15 protein-coding genes and 1 tRNA gene are annotated in these 14185 nt (G+C 62.4%); 6 read left to right on the top strand and 10 right to left on the bottom strand.

Features of this window, described 5'->3' with window-relative positions; genetic code table 11:
• Nucleotides 1–177: 177 nt before the first annotated feature.
• On the bottom strand, nucleotides 178–1095 hold the full coding sequence (argF, locus tag ACSQ3G_RS00585; protein ID WP_105404046.1) for an ornithine carbamoyltransferase: 918 nt from the start codon (nucleotides 1093–1095) through the stop codon (nucleotides 178–180).
• A 53-nt stretch (nucleotides 1096–1148) separates the two neighbouring features.
• Entirely contained in the window at nucleotides 1149–2345 is a 1197-nt protein-coding gene (locus ACSQ3G_RS00580) for an aspartate aminotransferase family protein (protein WP_046603194.1), read from the bottom strand.
• A 408-nt stretch (nucleotides 2346–2753) separates the two neighbouring features.
• On the opposite strand from ACSQ3G_RS00580, the gene ACSQ3G_RS00575 reads away from it, so the two are divergent.
• Nucleotides 2754–3290 carry a GcrA family cell cycle regulator gene (locus ACSQ3G_RS00575; RefSeq protein WP_046664813.1) on the top strand — a complete coding sequence of 179 codons (537 nt, stop codon included), beginning with the start codon at nucleotides 2754–2756 and terminating at the stop codon, nucleotides 3288–3290.
• A 186-nt stretch (nucleotides 3291–3476) separates the two neighbouring features.
• Nucleotides 3477–3914, top strand: a complete 438-nt coding sequence (locus ACSQ3G_RS00570; RefSeq protein ID WP_436108690.1) for a PACE efflux transporter — start codon at nucleotides 3477–3479, stop codon at nucleotides 3912–3914.
• A gap of 125 nt (nucleotides 3915–4039) precedes the next feature.
• On the opposite strand, the gene phoR is transcribed toward ACSQ3G_RS00570, so the two are convergent.
• Nucleotides 4040–5221, bottom strand: coding sequence for a phosphate regulon sensor histidine kinase PhoR (phoR, locus tag ACSQ3G_RS00565; protein ID WP_436111646.1), 1182 nt, complete (start codon nucleotides 5219–5221; stop codon nucleotides 4040–4042).
• 280 nt (nucleotides 5222–5501) lie between these two features.
• Here phoR and ppk2 point away from each other — a divergent pair, with 280 nt between their 5' ends.
• Nucleotides 5502–6383 (top strand): polyphosphate kinase 2, encoded by an 882-nt coding sequence (ppk2, locus tag ACSQ3G_RS00560; protein WP_436108689.1) that lies wholly within the window; start codon nucleotides 5502–5504, stop codon nucleotides 6381–6383.
• A gap of 4 nt (nucleotides 6384–6387) precedes the next feature.
• On the opposite strand, the gene ACSQ3G_RS00555 is transcribed toward ppk2, so the two are convergent.
• Nucleotides 6388–7614, bottom strand: coding sequence for a hypothetical protein (locus ACSQ3G_RS00555; protein ID WP_436108688.1), 1227 nt, complete (start codon nucleotides 7612–7614; stop codon nucleotides 6388–6390).
• A 248-nt stretch (nucleotides 7615–7862) separates the two neighbouring features.
• Here ACSQ3G_RS00555 and ACSQ3G_RS00550 point away from each other — a divergent pair, with 248 nt between their 5' ends.
• Both ACSQ3G_RS00550 and ACSQ3G_RS00545 read left to right on the top strand, forming a co-directional pair.
• Nucleotides 7863–8819, top strand: a complete 957-nt coding sequence (locus ACSQ3G_RS00550; protein WP_436108687.1) for an NAD(P)H-dependent flavin oxidoreductase — start codon at nucleotides 7863–7865, stop codon at nucleotides 8817–8819.
• A 130-nt stretch (nucleotides 8820–8949) separates the two neighbouring features.
• Nucleotides 8950–9025, top strand: a tRNA-Thr gene (locus ACSQ3G_RS00545).
• 64 nt (nucleotides 9026–9089) lie between these two features.
• Here ACSQ3G_RS00545 and ACSQ3G_RS00540 read toward each other — a convergent pair.
• On the bottom strand, nucleotides 9090–9344 hold the full coding sequence (locus tag ACSQ3G_RS00540) for a DUF6074 family protein (protein ID WP_250809315.1): 255 nt from the start codon (nucleotides 9342–9344) through the stop codon (nucleotides 9090–9092).
• 357 nt (nucleotides 9345–9701) lie between these two features.
• On the opposite strand from ACSQ3G_RS00540, the gene ACSQ3G_RS00535 reads away from it, so the two are divergent.
• A complete protein-coding gene (locus tag ACSQ3G_RS00535) occupies nucleotides 9702–10475 on the top strand; it encodes a siderophore-interacting protein (RefSeq protein WP_436108686.1) in 774 nt (257 codons plus the stop codon).
• Nucleotides 10476–10537: 62 nt separating this feature from the next.
• Here the strand turns inward: ACSQ3G_RS00535 and ACSQ3G_RS00530 are convergent, their stop codons facing one another.
• From ACSQ3G_RS00530 to ACSQ3G_RS00510, 5 genes are all read right to left on the bottom strand, one after another.
• Complete coding sequence (locus tag ACSQ3G_RS00530; RefSeq protein ID WP_436108685.1) at nucleotides 10538–10879, bottom strand: YciI family protein; 342 nt, start codon at nucleotides 10877–10879, stop codon at nucleotides 10538–10540.
• A complete protein-coding gene (locus ACSQ3G_RS00525; protein ID WP_007755301.1) occupies nucleotides 10869–11711 on the bottom strand; it encodes a class III extradiol dioxygenase family protein in 843 nt (280 codons plus the stop codon). Before ACSQ3G_RS00525 ends, ACSQ3G_RS00530 begins: the two co-directional genes overlap by 11 nt.
• Nucleotides 11704–12057: an extradiol ring-cleavage dioxygenase gene (locus tag ACSQ3G_RS00520; protein WP_436108684.1), complete on the bottom strand. Its 354-nt coding sequence runs from the start codon at nucleotides 12055–12057 to the stop codon at nucleotides 11704–11706. Before ACSQ3G_RS00520 ends, ACSQ3G_RS00525 begins: the two co-directional genes overlap by 8 nt.
• On the bottom strand, nucleotides 12054–12761 hold the full coding sequence (locus ACSQ3G_RS00515; RefSeq protein ID WP_436108683.1) for an alpha/beta fold hydrolase: 708 nt from the start codon (nucleotides 12759–12761) through the stop codon (nucleotides 12054–12056). Before ACSQ3G_RS00515 ends, ACSQ3G_RS00520 begins: the two co-directional genes overlap by 4 nt.
• A gap of 246 nt (nucleotides 12762–13007) precedes the next feature.
• Complete coding sequence (locus ACSQ3G_RS00510) at nucleotides 13008–14039, bottom strand: uroporphyrinogen decarboxylase family protein (RefSeq protein WP_436108682.1); 1032 nt, start codon at nucleotides 14037–14039, stop codon at nucleotides 13008–13010.
• Nucleotides 14040–14185: the final 146 nt, after the last annotated feature.

The following is a 14185-nucleotide window of genomic DNA, read 5'->3' as shown; positions in this document are numbered from 1 at the left end:
CAAGCGCCAGCCCAAGCGGAACCGCTGGCCGGAGGAAAAGACGTCGACGATGTGTGTTGAAACGCCAGTCCAGAAGACGGCGTATTGTTGAAAGCCGACAAATGGGGGATTGCGGGGCGGAAATCAAGGTTGATTGCCGCCGCCGGCTCTCCGCGTCCTCCATCCGGGACGTTGAACTCAGACGGCGCCGAAGCACCAGGCGAGAATGGACTTCTGCGCGTGCAGGCGGTTTTCCGCCTCGTCGAAGACGACCGACTGCGGCCCGTCGATCACCTCGTCGGTGACTTCCTCGCCGCGATGGGCCGGCAGGCAGTGCATGAACAGCGCATCCTTGTCGGCACGCTTCATGAGGTCGGCATTGACCTGGAACGGCTGGAAGACGTTGTGGCCGCGTGCCTTGTGCTCCTGGTTCATCGACACCCACGTGTCGGTAACGATGCAATCGGCGCCGGCAACCGCCTTTTCGGCATCATGGCAAAGCATGATGTTGCCGCCGTTGTTGCGTGCCCAGTTGAGGAACTTGTCGGAGGGTTCCGAGCCCATCGGCACCGCCATGTTCATGCGATAGCCGAAACGGGCGGCACCTTCGACGAAGGAATGCAGCACGTTGTTGCCGTCGCCGGTCCAGGCGACCGTCTTGCCGGCGATCGGCCCGCGATGCTCCTCGAAGGTCATGATATCGGCCATGATCTGGCAGGGATGCGTGTCGTCGGTCAGGGCGTTGATGACCGGCACGGTCGCGTGTTCGGCAAGCTCCAGCATGCGCGCGTGATCCGTGGTGCGGATCATGATCGCATCGACGTAACGCGACAGGACCTTGGCCGTATCGCCGATCGTCTCGGCGCGACCGAGCTGCATTTCGGTACCCGACAGAAACAGCGTTTCGCCGCCGAGCTGGCGCATGCCGACATCGAAGGATACGCGGGTGCGCGTGGAGGGCTTTTCGAAGATCATCGCCAGCATCTTGCCGGCGAGCGGCTTTTCCGCGGTACCGGCCTTGGTCGCCTGCTTGCGGACCTTAGCGTCGTCGAGGATAGCCCTGAGATCGGCCGGAGAAACGGCGGAAAGATCGAGAAAATGCTTGGGAGATGCCATGTGATGTTCCCTGTGAAGCGGGAAACCAGCAACGGCGTCCCCCTTTTGCCCGCTCAGGCCGATTTTTTCATCTCGGAAGCGGAAAGCTTTTCCGCCGCCCTCTCGATGCGGGCAAGCCCCTCTCGGGCTTCCTCCGCTGTGACTGTGAGCGGTGGCAGGAGACGCACCACATTATCGCCGGCCGGAATGGTCAGCATGTATTCGCCGCGTATGGCGGCAACCAGATCACCCGCGGGCACCTTCGCCTTCACCCCGAGCAGCAGGCCTTCGCCACGGATGTCCTCGATGACGTCGGGGAAGCGGTCCTTGAGGCTCGCGAGCCCTTGGCGCAACACCAAGGCGACGTCGCGGACGTTTTCCAGGAAGCCGTCGCCCAGAATCACGTCGAGCACGGCATTGCCGACCGCCGTGGCGAGCGGATTGCCGCCGTAGGTCGTGCCATGGGTGCCAGCGGTCATACCGGACGCGGCGTCCGCCGTGGCAAGGCATGCGCCGAGCGGGAAGCCGCCGCCGATGCCCTTGGCAAGCGCCATGATGTCCGGCGCCACGCCCGCCCATTCATAGGCGAACAGCCTGCCGGAACGGCCGACGCCGGTCTGCACCTCGTCGAAGATCAGCAGCAGGCCGTTGTCGTCGCAGACCTGGCGCAACGCCTGGAGGAATTCCTTCGGAACCGGCCGGACACCGCCCTCGCCCTGGATCGGCTCGATCAGAATAGCCGCGGTCGCATCGGTGATCGCAGCCTTCAGAGCATCCATGTCGCCGAACGGCACCTGATCGAAGCCTTCGACCTTCGGGCCGAAACCTTCGAGATACTTCGCTTGGCCGCCGGCAGCGATGGTCGCCAGCGTACGGCCGTGGAAGGCGCCTTCAAAGGTAATGATATGGAAACGCTCCGGATGACCCTTCACGAACTGATAGCGGCGCGCGGTCTTGATGGCACATTCGAGCGCCTCGGCGCCGGAATTGGTGAAGAACACCTTATCCGCGAAAGAATTGTCGGCGAGACGACGCGACAGCGTCTCCTGGCCCGGCTGTTCGAAGATGTTGGACGTGTGCCAGACCTTGTCAGCCTGCGCCTTCAGCGCGCCGACGAGGTGCGGGTGGCCGTGACCAAGCGAATTGACGGCGACGCCGGAGCCGAAATCGAGATATCGCTCCCCACTTTCCGTCACAAGCCATACGCCCTCGCCGCGCTCGAAACGCAGCGGAGCCCGGGCAAAAGTGTCGAAAAGCGCGGCTTCAGCCATGGCGACATCACTCCTCTAGGCAATCCAGAAAGGCCCATGGAAGGGGCCGAAAAAATCAAAAATGCCGCCCACTGGGCGGCGGGGGCACTATCGGGGTTTAGGCCATCAATGTCAACAAAGCTCGGCGTTTTGGGCCGGCCCGGGCCGGAAAGCGGCAGGCGCCAGCCAATGTGACAAAAATGACTCTCCCGGACAGCAAGTTGGGGAAAACCACGAAATCGATTCCCGCAGATTCCCCCGACTCTTGCCACGGAGTCAGCCTCACACTAGGTTAAAGATCAATTACTAGACTGCATGCGGCGGAACTAGTCACCTCAAGCATAGATATAGTGGGTGCTGCGAAATGAATTTCGCAGCAAAGGTGGAAGGATTCTGCATGCCAGCAACGTTCAAAGGCGGAGAACGGGCATGAACTGGACAGACGAGCGTGTCGAGAAGCTCAAAAGATTATGGTCGGAGGGCCTCAGCGCCAGCCAGATCGCAGCGCAACTTGGAGGCGTAAGCCGAAATGCCGTTATCGGCAAGGTGCACCGTCTCAGCCTGCCGGGCCGGGCGAAAGCCGGCGGCACGGTAGCGACGGGCCGTTCAGCTGCGGCCAAGCGCACGACATCGGCGCCGCGGGCTCCGAATTATGCATCGCGCGTCACGACCCGGACCGTTACCCGCGCCGTCGGCGCGACGATGGTCAAGGAAGAGGTCGAAATCGAACCCTATCAGGAGATGGAATATCGTCCCGCCTCCAACGTGGTGGTGCCGATCTCCCGTCGCCTGGCATTGACCGAGCTTACCGAGCGCACCTGCAAGTGGCCGGTCGGGGATCCGCTCAAGGACGACTTCCACTTCTGCGGCTGTGAATCCCCGGATGCATCGCCCTATTGCGGCTATCATGCAAAGCTCGCCTACCAGCCGGTCAACGAGCGCCGCAAGGTTGCTGCTCGGGTCTGAGCGGCGGCGCGACACGAGGACAAGATCGAAGGCGGGCTCAGGCCCGCTTTTTTGTTGCGCATGGCAGATATGCCGGCCAAGCCTTGCTCCGGATCGGCATTCGACCTATCTGCAAGACGGCGAGGACGACCTCCCCCATTCGGGCAAAAACTCCGGGACGACCCGGAAAGCACCCAGGAGGTCATCATGCGCTCGACTCGCGACCGTATCCGCCATGCCATCAGCTTCGAACTGATCGGGCTCGCTCTCATCACACCGCTCGGCTCCTTCGCCTTCGGCATGCCGGCCGCCGATATCGGCGTGGTCGGCATCGGCAGTGCGACGATCGCCACCGGCTGGAACTATCTCTACAATCTCGGCTTCGACCACCTGATGCAGCGCTTTACCGGCGGCACGCAGAAAAACACCCCAATACGTGTGGCGCATGCGGTGCTGTTCGAACTTGGTCTGCTGATTGCGCTTCTGCCGCTGATCGCCTGGTATCTCGGCATCAGCCTCGTCCATGCGTTGACGATGGACGTGTCGTTCGCGGTCTTCTACGTGGTCTATGCCTTCGTTTTCAACTGGGCCTATGACCGCATCTTTCCGCTGCCGGAATGGCAACGGCAGACCGAAGCGGCCTGACGCCGCGTCCTCAAGATTCCATCGAATAATCCGCGCCGCGGACGGTGCGGATGACATCCTGCCTGCTGGAAAAGCGAGCACCTTCCGGGGCGCCAGACATGGGACGTCGATAGCACTCTCTTTTGTCAGAACCTGACGGTGAACTCGCTTCCCTTGCCGACTTCCGACTTCACGATCAGGCGGGCTCTGTGGCGGGTCAGGATGTGCTTGACGATTGCAAGGCCGAGGCCCGTGCCTTTCTTGGAACGGCTGTCGGCCACGCTGACCCTGTAGAAGCGCTCGGTCAGCCTCGGAACGTGCTCGGCCGGAATGCCCGGCCCCTGGTCAACAACGGTCACTTCCACCGGATCGGAAGCGCCGTTCCTGAGGTAAACGTCGACGAACTTGCCTTCCTGGCCGTATTTGCAGGCGTTCTCGATCAGGTTTTCGAAAACCTGGACGAGCTCGTCGCGGTCGCCCAGCACTTCCACCTTGCCTTCCGGCAGATGCGTGCGGATTTCCACCCCGAGGTCGTCGGCGAGCGGCACCAGCGCGTCCCGCACATGACCGATCAGCGGCTTCAGGTCGATCGTCTGGTCCGGTGCGATATGGGATTTGAGCTCCAGACGCGACAGCGACATGAGATCGTCGACAAGACGGCTCATGCGCGTCGCCTGGTCAAACATGATGGCGAGGAACCGCTCGTGCGCGGCAGGGTCGGAGCGCGCCGGCCCCTGCAGGGTCTCGATGAAGCCTCGCAGCGAGGCAAGTGGGGTGCGCAGCTCATGGCTGGCATTGGCGACGAAATCCGAACGCATCCGATCGATGCGGCGCAATTCCGAAATGTCCCTGAAGGAGAGGAGATATAGCTTCTGCGCCACCCCTTCAGGATTTTGCTGGATCGGCTGGCCGAGATCGATCGGCGCGATGCGCAGGGTATAGACGCGCTCGGAAGGCAACCGCTCGGAATGCTCGATCTGGTTGGGTTCGTCGGTCGCGATGGTTTCCCGCACCATGTCGAGAATGCCGGGGGACCGCAGCCGTGCCGAAAGGTGCGAACCTGGAGAAAGAATTCCAAAAGCCCTTTCGGCAGCCTTGTTCTGATAGAGGACGGTGACGTCCTCGCCGAGCACGAAAGCCGGAATATCCAAGGCACCGAGCGTTGCCGCCACCTGGGGTAACGGCTGGAAGCCCGGCCGCTCTTCCTCGACCATCTCCGGGGCCGGCGGCGGAAGGACGACAGGCTTGCGGCCGACAACGACCAGAACCAGGAGCAGCCAGCCCACCAACACGCCCACCCAGTCCATGCCGATCAGGTACGCGATCATCGCCAGCAGGGTCAGAAGCAGCAACAGAGCGCGTTCCTGGCGGGCCCTCGCAACGAGCGTGCCCAGACCCCGACGCCATTTCTCCAGTACCGACTCCACAGGCAGACTCGCAGCTTTCACAGGTTGAACACGCGCTCATATATCCCTTGCATGACAGATATACATCGCTTCCGTTGGGATATTGGAAAATTGGCGTTATCCGGAGAGTAGCGGAATTTCGAACTTGCGTTACATATCGGCTACCGCCCCGTACGGCGGATCGATCGGAGGAAGCACTATCATGGCGGATAAAACCGAAAGCCGGGCAGTCAGCATCGACATCAACGGCAAGCTCAAGCAGTTCGATATCGACGACCCGGTACTGCCGGCCTGGATCGAGGAGCATGCCCTTGGCTCCGGCGGATATCCCCATGACGACAAGCTCGACAAGGACAAATACGCAAAGCAGCTCGAAAAGCTGCAGGTCGAACTCGTCAAGGTGCAGTTCTGGCTGAAGGCGACCGGCAAGCGGATGATGGCGCTGTTCGAGGGCCGCGACGCGGCCGGCAAGGGCGGCACGATCTTTTCGATCAATGCCTACCTCAATCCGCGTTCGGCCCGCGTGGTGGCGCTCAACAAGCCGACGGAGACCGAGGCCGGCCAGTGGTATTTCCAGCGCTACATCTCGCATTTCCCGACCTCGGGCGAGATCGTGCTGTTCGACCGCTCCTGGTACAACCGGGCCGGAGTCGAGCCGGTGATGGGCTTCTGCACGCCGGAACAGTACAAGGATTTCATGAAAGCGGTTCCGCGCTTCGAGGACACGATTTCCGACGAAGGCATCATCTTCTTCAAGTTCTGGCTGGATATCGGCCGCGAGATGCAGCTCAAGCGTTTCCATGACCGGCGGCACGACCCGCTCAAGATCTGGAAACTGTCGCCGATGGATATCGCCGCGTTCAACAAGTGGGACGACTACACCGGGAAGCGCGACGCGATGCTCGAAAGGACCCACAACAAGGAGACGCCATGGGCGGTCGTGCGGGCCAACGACAAGCGCCGCGCCCGCCTCAACGTCATTCGCCATATCCTGCTGTCGCTCGACTATGAGGGCAAGGACAAGGACGCCATCGGCGAGATCGACGACAAGATCTTCGGTTTCGGCCCGAAGTTCTTGAGATAAAGGGTCATTGGCCGGGCAGGATGCGCACCGAATAGAGCAGCACTGCCCGGTCCGCGCCGTCGATACCGCTGTTGAAGATCAGGCGGCCGGGCCGGTTGGGGGCAAGCGACCGCTCGAAGGTCACCCGGAAGAGCGCCTCCAGCTTCTCCTGCGTTGCCGTGAAGCGATGACGACTGCAGTTGCCGAGGCTTCCGAAATCGCAGCGCACCGACAGCTGCACGGAACTGTTCTGCCCCGACTGCAGGGTCAGGGCCACCGTCGAACTCTTGCCGGCCATTTCGCGCAGCACTTCCGGTGGCACTTCGACCGAGACATCGCCGCCGTCGCCTGACGTTGCCGATGCGATGCGCACGGCCTGCCCTTCCGATGCGGCCACCGCCTCGACTTTCGCCTGGCCGCCGGCTTTCATTTCCGCCGCCTTGGCGGGCACGAAGATTTCCACCCACTCGTCGGAAAAACCGCGGCGTGGATCGAAGGCGACCGGGCCTCCCGCCGCCTGGCTGGCGACCGAGCGGTCGGCCGACTTCATCGCCTCCTCGACAATCGACTGCACCAGACCGGATTGATAGAACCACCAGCAGGCGCCGCCGACCACGCCAAGGGTGATGACCCAGGTCAGGAGATGCGACAGGAAACCTCGACGCTTTCGCGGTTTGGCCGCCCGTTCCGGGGGAACGTCCAGCCCGCTATCGGTGGACGGGCGGGCGTTCCTGTTCGGCTTGCCCGGCTTTGCGGCTTTCGCCGGAGGTTCCGGTTGGGATGGCTCGGCTTCGATCCGCTCGCCACGCGCGGGGCTGACGCCGCCAAGATCGCCGGAGGACATCGCAGCAGCAGATGGAGCGCGCGCCTCACCCGAAACGGTATCGATGGACGGCGCGACAGGTGAAGGTGCCGCCGGCCGTGGCGTCGCCTCCGACCGCGGGCTGGCCGGCATGACCGGAGACTCCACCGCCATGGGTTCCGCGGCGTATGGCAGTTCCGGTTCGAGCTCCACGGCGGGTCCCGGCGCGGGTTCAACCAGGCGCTCGACTTCCGCCATTTCGATCTCGTGGATCTTCCGCTCCAGGAGTTCATGCTGCTGCATGATGATCAACCGGTCGGTAACGCCTTGCTTGCGAAGGCCAGCGTCCAGTGCCTGGCGCGCCGACTGATAAATACGCGCCCTGATCTCCCGGTCCGCCCGGTTCGAGCGATCCAGTGCGTTTCTGATGGCCGTTTCCAAACCGCTCACTGCCGGTCCTTCTTCATCGTCATTCCCACCGCGCGGGAGTTTACGTTTCGGTAACCCCTCCGCCGCGGAACTGCAAGCACCGCCTTCGACTGCACCATGGCGAAAAATAAGGACAGGATATGTCGGGAGCCCCTGCCGGGCGTTGCGGAGATCTGCTTCGAAAATCTTTCCACCGGCTTTTCGAGGCTGCCGCGATCTGGTAGACGGATTTACGTTTGCGTAAAGGTCAATCGGGAGGTTTTTGATCCATGCTTCCAGCAGTCCTCAAGGGCAGGCTCCGCCTGCCCGTGGTCGCGTCGCCGCTGTTCATCATTTCTCATCCGGAACTGACACTGGCGCAATGCAAGGCCGGCGTCGTCGGCGCCTTCCCGGCGCTCAATGCGCGGCCGGAAAGCCAGCTCGACGAGTGGCTGGCCATGATCACCGAGGATCTCGCCACCTATAACGCCGCCAACCCCGAGAGGCCTGCCGCTCCCTTTGCCGTCAACCAGATCGTCCATACCTCCAACAAGCGCCTGGAGCACGACCTGATGATGTGCGTGAAATACAAGGTGCCGATCGTCATCTCCTCGCTCGGCGCCGTGCCAGAGGTGAATGCCGCCGTACACTCCTATGGCGGCGTCGTACTGCACGACATCATCAACAATCGCCACGCCAATTCGGCGATCCGCAAGGGCGCCGACGGGCTGATCGCGGTCGCGGCCGGCGCCGGCGGGCATGCCGGCACGCTGTCGCCTTTCGCGCTGATGCAGGAAATCCGGGAATGGTTCGACGGGCCGCTTCTGCTCGCCGGCGCGATCGCCACCGGCGGCGGCATCCTTGCCGCCCAAGCCATGGGCGCCGACATGGCCTATATCGGCTCGCCCTTCATCGCCACGAAGGAGGCGCGCGCCGTCGATGGCTACAAGCAGATGATCGTCGACTCGAATGCTGCCGACGTCGTCTACTCCAACTATTTCACAGGCATCCACGGCAACTACCTCAAGGGTTCGATCACCGCCACCGGCATGGACCCGGGCGCCCTTCCGGTCGCCGATCCGTCCAAGATGGATTTCGACCAGGCGGTCAGCGGGCCGAAGGCCTGGAAGGAGATCTGGGGGGCGGGCCAGGGCGTCGGCGCGGTCAAGGCGGTGGTTCCGGTCGCCGAACTCGTCGACCGTCTGGAAAACGAATACCGGGCAGCGCGCGAGCGCCTTACGGTCTGAACTAACGGCTGGATAATAACCGTCATTTCAGGAAAATCGTCGAGAAGCCGAAAACCCGGCTTGAAATCACAGGTCATTGCCTGTATCAGCCGCATCACTCGCAGCCCCGGCAAAACCGGCCGCTGCCCGTGCCGCTTTAGCTCAGGTGGTAGAGCACATCATTCGTAATGATGGGGTCGCAGGTTCGAGTCCTGCAAGCGGCACCAGTTATCTTCCAATTCTTCCATAGCCCCCGCGTCGCCCATATCTCGGCGCGAAGGCCGGCGGGCGTCAACCCGCCACAAGGCTCGTTTCGTCGTCGAGGCAATCGCTTTGAAGCTGCATCTGGACGGCGTGCATGAACAGGCCGGCCTGGCGGGAGATTTCCTCGTCTGCCACACCCTGGGCTCTGAGAACTGCCGCAAAACTGGCCATTTCCGATCTCCAGAAACGGTTCGCCTGTTCGCCGTGAAGCCGCAGAAGCGCCTCGGCGCAACGTTTTACGTCAGCGGTGCGCCGATCGGCGGGGAATTGCAGCAGCGTCATGCCATCTCCATATTGTCGGGCGAATCGCCCAGGGATCGCAGCACATTGGCCGTCAGTCCTTCACAAAGGCTGAACGACTGGAGATATCTGGTGCAGGGAAGGTGGATGTCGAGGCCATCGCTGCGAAGACGACAGCCGTTCGCAGTTTCCCGACTTGCAGAATTACCGGAATTGACGCTCGGCAACTCTTGTCGTCCGGGCTTTGCCCGCCTACCTAGAGCTCACACTGCGAGTGCCGCAAGGGTTCGCACGTAAGCGTTAACGTCACTCAACGCGCTGATCGATCGGGCATTGCCGGTTTCGGTCTGCGCGGCTGTGTCCGGCAGGTCGACATCGACATCCCGTGAAAGGACACAGATGAACGACCTTACGACCCAGAACCAGACTTCCTCCGCTCCCAAGATCGAGCGCATTCGTCACGAACTCAAGCGTCGTGTGCTGACGGTCGAAACCGTCGAGCGCATCACGCCACAGATGCTGCGCATTACCCTCGGCGGCGAGGATCTTTCGGATTTCGTCAGCGCTGCGCCGGACGACCACGTCAAGATTTTCCTGCCGACTGAAGCCGGTGAACCGGAGCGCCGCGACTATACGCCCCGGCGGTACGATCAGAACGCCAGGTCGCTGGTGCTCGATTTCGCCGTCCACGATGCCGGTCCCGCCACGCGATGGGCGCTTGATGCCGAGCCGGGCAGCACGTTGTCGATCGGCGGCCCGCGAGGTTCAGCCGTCATCTCGGGCGTGAACCGCTGGCTGCTTATCGGCGACGAGACCGGGCTTCCGGCGATGGGGCGGCGTATCGAGGAGGCGGGCGAAGACGCCGTGATCACGAGTATCGGGCTGGTCACCGGGCCTGAAGAAGAACAGGTCTTCGAGACGCCGGCGTCGCTGGAGACGCTCTGGGTGCACCGCCCTCTTTCCCGCGCCACGGACGCCTCCGGGCTGATCTCCCTACTCGAGACGATCGCGCTTCAGCCCGAGACCTTCGTCTGGGTCGCCGCCGAAGCTTCGGTCGCCCGTGCAGTTCGAGCCTATCTGGTCGAGAAGCGCGGATATCCGCTCGCCTGGATCAAGGCCGCCGGATATTGGGCCGAGGGCAAGGCGGATGCCCATGAGACGATCGGGGACTGAACGACATGACGAAAAGCCCGCCATCCTGGCCGGATGGCGGGCTTTTTATTGGCCGAAATGGATTAGCCGTTCTTTCGCGGGGTCATCGGATCGCTGATCCGAGCCGCCTGGAACGTGTCCGGCAGCTGCGTCAGCTCGATCGCCGAAACGATCCCGGCACGATTGAAGGGATCGCCTTGCGCAAAAGCCTGCGCCTCTTCGAGGCTCGCGGCCTCCAGGATGCCGAAATTGCCAAGCGACGAACCGCCCTCGTCGACAAGGGCCGAGCCGATCAGGACCGCGGCAAGGCCTTCACCGCCCGACTGGACCCAGGCCCGGTGCGACGGGCGGTGGGTATCGCGGGCGGCATCCTGGCCTTCATTGTGCAGGCAGCGCATCAGGAAAAACATCGGATCAGGCCGCATTTTCCAGCACGACCATGCCGGCGCCGGTCATCGATGCCGGGGCGTGGTAGTGCTTGTGGATGAGATTGACGTCGCTGTTCATCGCGGCGCGCATGACGAGCCACATGATCAGTTCGGCGCCTTCGGAGCCGAATTGTTCCACATAGTCTTCGCGGCTCATGGCGCGATAGGGTTCCGGATTGCTGGCGATGCCGTCCAGCCAGGCGCGGTCGGCCGCCTGGTTGATGAAGCCGGCACGGGCGCCCTGCAACTGATGCGACAGACCACCGGTGCCGAGGATGACGACGCGCTCGTCGCCCGGCCAGCTCTCGATCGCTTCGCGCAGGACCTTGCCCATTTCCCAGCAGCGCTGCGGGGTGGGGATCGGATACTGGATGGTATTGACCCAGATCGGCAGAACCTTCACCGGCCAGGCTTCCGGCCGGCCGAAGAACAGTTCCATCGGCACCTGCAGGCCGTGATCCACCTCGATCTCCCGGCAGACCATCGGGTCGAAATGACGCTCGACCAGCTTATCGACGAAATGCCAGGAGAAATCGACTGCCCCTTCGAATGCCGGAATGGCGCGCGGTCCCCAGCCTTCGTCGACCGGATTGTAGGTCTCGGCGACGCCGACGGCGAAGGTCGGCACGCGGTCGAGGAAGAAGGTATTGCCATGATCGTTGAAAACAACGACGGCGATATCGGGCTTGGCGTCCCGCATCCACTGCTTGCCGACTTCGTAACCGTCGAAGAACGGCTTCCAGTCCGGCGTGTCGCGCAGCCCCTTGTCGAGTGCCGCGCCAATCGAGGGAACGTGGCTCGTTCCAAGCCCACCGATGATCTTAGCCATTGCGCTTTTTTCCCAGTCTCAGATGCAGGAAGTCTTCGTGTTCCATGCTGGCCTGGGCCGCACCGATCCTGGTGATCGGGGTCGGATCGACCGCGGAAATCTTCAGGATGAAAAAGAGGTTGCCGCCGAGGCGCACCATCTCGTGCCAGTCACGGGCCATGATCGCCGACTTTTCGTGGGCGCTCAGACCAAAACTGTCGAGATAGGCCTCTTCGTCAGCCTTGAAGGCTGCGCGGTTGGCGGGCTGGCCAAGCGCCATCGCCATCTTGTTGATCCGGTAGCCGCGGATCGAGCCTGCCCGGTCGAAGAGCGGGGTATCCGGTATCGTAGCTGCTGCTTCACTCATTGGGATTCTCCAAATCTGCGCGCCAGCCATTCGGTGATGGCGGCGGTCGTTTCCACGGGGCGTTCGACGGGAGCGAAATGCCCGGCATTTTCGATGATGACGAGCTCGGCATCCGGCGCTGCGTCGGCGATTTCCTGGTGCTGGGCGATCGGGCTCCAGCCGTCCTGGCGAGCGGCGACAAGCAGGATGGGACAACGAAGACCGGCGATATAGGCGCTGGCGTCCGGGCGGCCGATAAGGGCGCGAATGTGGCGCTCATGAACCTGCGAGCCTGCCCTGAGGACCATGGCGTGGAGGCGGCCGATCAGGTCCTTGTCACCCACGCGGGCCGGATCGAGCATCGGCGGCAGCCATTGCTGCGCCAGGTCCTCGATGCTGCGGTTGCCGAGATCGATCATCTGCTGACGCTTGATTTCCTCGCCTTCGCGCTTTGGATGATGCCCCGTATTGGCCAGCACAAGACCGCGAACCCGGTCCGGCGCCATGCGAGCCATCTCCAGGGCGACACGCCCGCCCATCGAGTGGCCGACAGTAACGATATCGCCATCCGTCTCATCGAGAAGCGTTCGAGCCATGCCGGTGATCGATGCGCCGTCGGAGAGATCGGCGTGATGAACCGGCATGAAGCCAGACGCCGCTTCGGCCAAGGGCGCCCAGACGATCGCGTCCGATACAAGTCCGGGTATGAGAACAAGGGTCGCCATGATCTTCCTATCGGACCAGCCTGTGTGGGGCAGATCGCCCAACCGCCAGCCGAAAATCCTCTGGCGCAATGTATACATCGATTTTATTTGGGATACAATAGACTGGATTATAAGTCGATAACGGTCAAAATTTACATATTTGGGATACATATTCTCGAATTGCGTGTGCTCAGACGCCAAGACCGCAAAACAAAAGGGCGATTGCCGTGGCAATCGCCCCTGTTATCCACGCACTCAATTGGAAGATCAGGCAGCCTCGCCGAGTTCCCGGCGCATGATCTTGGCGCCCTCGACCATCGCCTTCATCTTGCCGAAGGCGACCTCGCGGGGCAGGTATTTCATGCCGCAATCGGGCGCGACGATGATGTTCTTCGCCTCGACGTAAGGCAGCGCCCGGCGGATGCGGTCGGCGACGGTTTCCGGCGTCTCGATATTCATGTCCGACAGGTCGATGACGCCGAGCATCAGCGTCTTGCCGGAAAGGCCGGTCAGCGTCGAGCAATCGAGGTTCGACTGCGCCGTTTCGAGCGACACCTGGTGGCAGGAGCAGCCCGAAAGCTGGGTCAGGAAAGAATAGCCTGACGGCCGCTCGTGGATGATGGCCGCATAACCGAAGCAGATATGCACGGCCGTCGTGCCCCGGACGCCGTCCAGCGCCCGGTTGAGCGCCGCGAGACCATACTGTTCCGCCTTCTGCGGTCGGGCCTGCATATAGGGCTCGTCGATCTGCACCACGTCGGCGCCGGCGGCGAAGAGATCGCGGATCTCGGCGTTTACTGCGTCGGCATAGTCGTAGGCGGCTTCTTCTTCCGACTTGTAGAAATCGTTCTGGGCCTGCTGCGACATGGTGAAGGGGCCGGGAACGGTGATCTTGATCTTGCGGTCCGTGTGGCTGCGCAGGAATTTCACGTCCTCGGCCTCGACCGCGTGTTTGCGGCGGATCTTGCCGGTAATGCGCGGAACGGGGTTCGGGTGGCCGGAACGATCGAGCGCCGAGCCCGGATTGTCGAGATCGACGCCTTCCAGCGCGGTCGCGAAGCGGTTGGAATAACTCTCGCGGCGGATTTCGCCATCGGTGATGATGTCGAGGCCGGCCTCCTCCTGCGCCTTGATCGCCATGATCGTCGCGTCGTTCTGTGCCTCGGCGAGGTATTCCTGGGGGATGCGCCAGAGTTCCCTGGCGCGGACGCGCGGCGGGAAACGGCCCGCGAGCTTGGCGCGGTCGATCAGCCATTCCGGCTGCGGATAACTGCCTACGAGTGTCGTTGGAAAAAGCACTGTCTCATCCTCCCATGTGTCAGTGTTGAAAGACGTTATACCTCGACAGACGGCAGTCGTGTCAATGACGACAGGGGCGTTAGTTCCTTGACGAACGAGAAGTCGCGACCGAATATCGCCCGCCGCCTGCGAAGGCGGCATTCAAG

It is taken from the genome of Neorhizobium tomejilense, from assembly GCF_964254135.1.
Classification (GTDB): domain Bacteria; phylum Pseudomonadota; class Alphaproteobacteria; order Rhizobiales; family Rhizobiaceae; genus Neorhizobium; species Neorhizobium tomejilense.
Note: the sequence above shows the minus strand (reverse complement) of the source record. Positions and strands in the feature narration are given on the sequence as shown.

What these genes read in the sequence shown, in the direction of transcription:
- ACSQ3G_RS00570 (WP_436108690.1), top strand. Translation starts at nt 3,477, where the DNA reads ATGCGCTCGACTCGCGACCGTATCCGCCATGCCATCAGCTTCGAACTG.
- argF (WP_105404046.1), bottom strand. Translation starts at nt 1,095, where the DNA reads ATGGCATCTCCCAAGCATTTTCTCGATCTTTCCGCCGTTTCTCCGGCC.
- ACSQ3G_RS00530 (WP_436108685.1), bottom strand. Translation starts at nt 10,879, where the DNA reads ATGCGGCCTGATCCGATGTTTTTCCTGATGCGCTGCCTGCACAATGAA.
- ACSQ3G_RS00525 (WP_007755301.1), bottom strand. Translation starts at nt 11,711, where the DNA reads ATGGCTAAGATCATCGGTGGGCTTGGAACGAGCCACGTTCCCTCGATT.
- ACSQ3G_RS00515 (WP_436108683.1), bottom strand. Translation starts at nt 12,761, where the DNA reads ATGGCGACCCTTGTTCTCATACCCGGACTTGTATCGGACGCGATCGTC.
- ACSQ3G_RS00540 (WP_250809315.1), bottom strand. Translation starts at nt 9,344, where the DNA reads ATGACGCTGCTGCAATTCCCCGCCGATCGGCGCACCGCTGACGTAAAA.
- ACSQ3G_RS00550 (WP_436108687.1), top strand. Translation starts at nt 7,863, where the DNA reads ATGCTTCCAGCAGTCCTCAAGGGCAGGCTCCGCCTGCCCGTGGTCGCG.
- ACSQ3G_RS00580 (WP_046603194.1), bottom strand. Translation starts at nt 2,345, where the DNA reads ATGGCTGAAGCCGCGCTTTTCGACACTTTTGCCCGGGCTCCGCTGCGT.
- phoR (WP_436111646.1), bottom strand. Translation starts at nt 5,221, where the DNA reads ATGATCGCGTACCTGATCGGCATGGACTGGGTGGGCGTGTTGGTGGGC.
- ACSQ3G_RS00575 (WP_046664813.1), top strand. Translation starts at nt 2,754, where the DNA reads ATGAACTGGACAGACGAGCGTGTCGAGAAGCTCAAAAGATTATGGTCG.
- ACSQ3G_RS00520 (WP_436108684.1), bottom strand. Translation starts at nt 12,057, where the DNA reads ATGAGTGAAGCAGCAGCTACGATACCGGATACCCCGCTCTTCGACCGG.
- ACSQ3G_RS00535 (WP_436108686.1), top strand. Translation starts at nt 9,702, where the DNA reads ATGAACGACCTTACGACCCAGAACCAGACTTCCTCCGCTCCCAAGATC.
- ppk2 (WP_436108689.1), top strand. Translation starts at nt 5,502, where the DNA reads ATGGCGGATAAAACCGAAAGCCGGGCAGTCAGCATCGACATCAACGGC.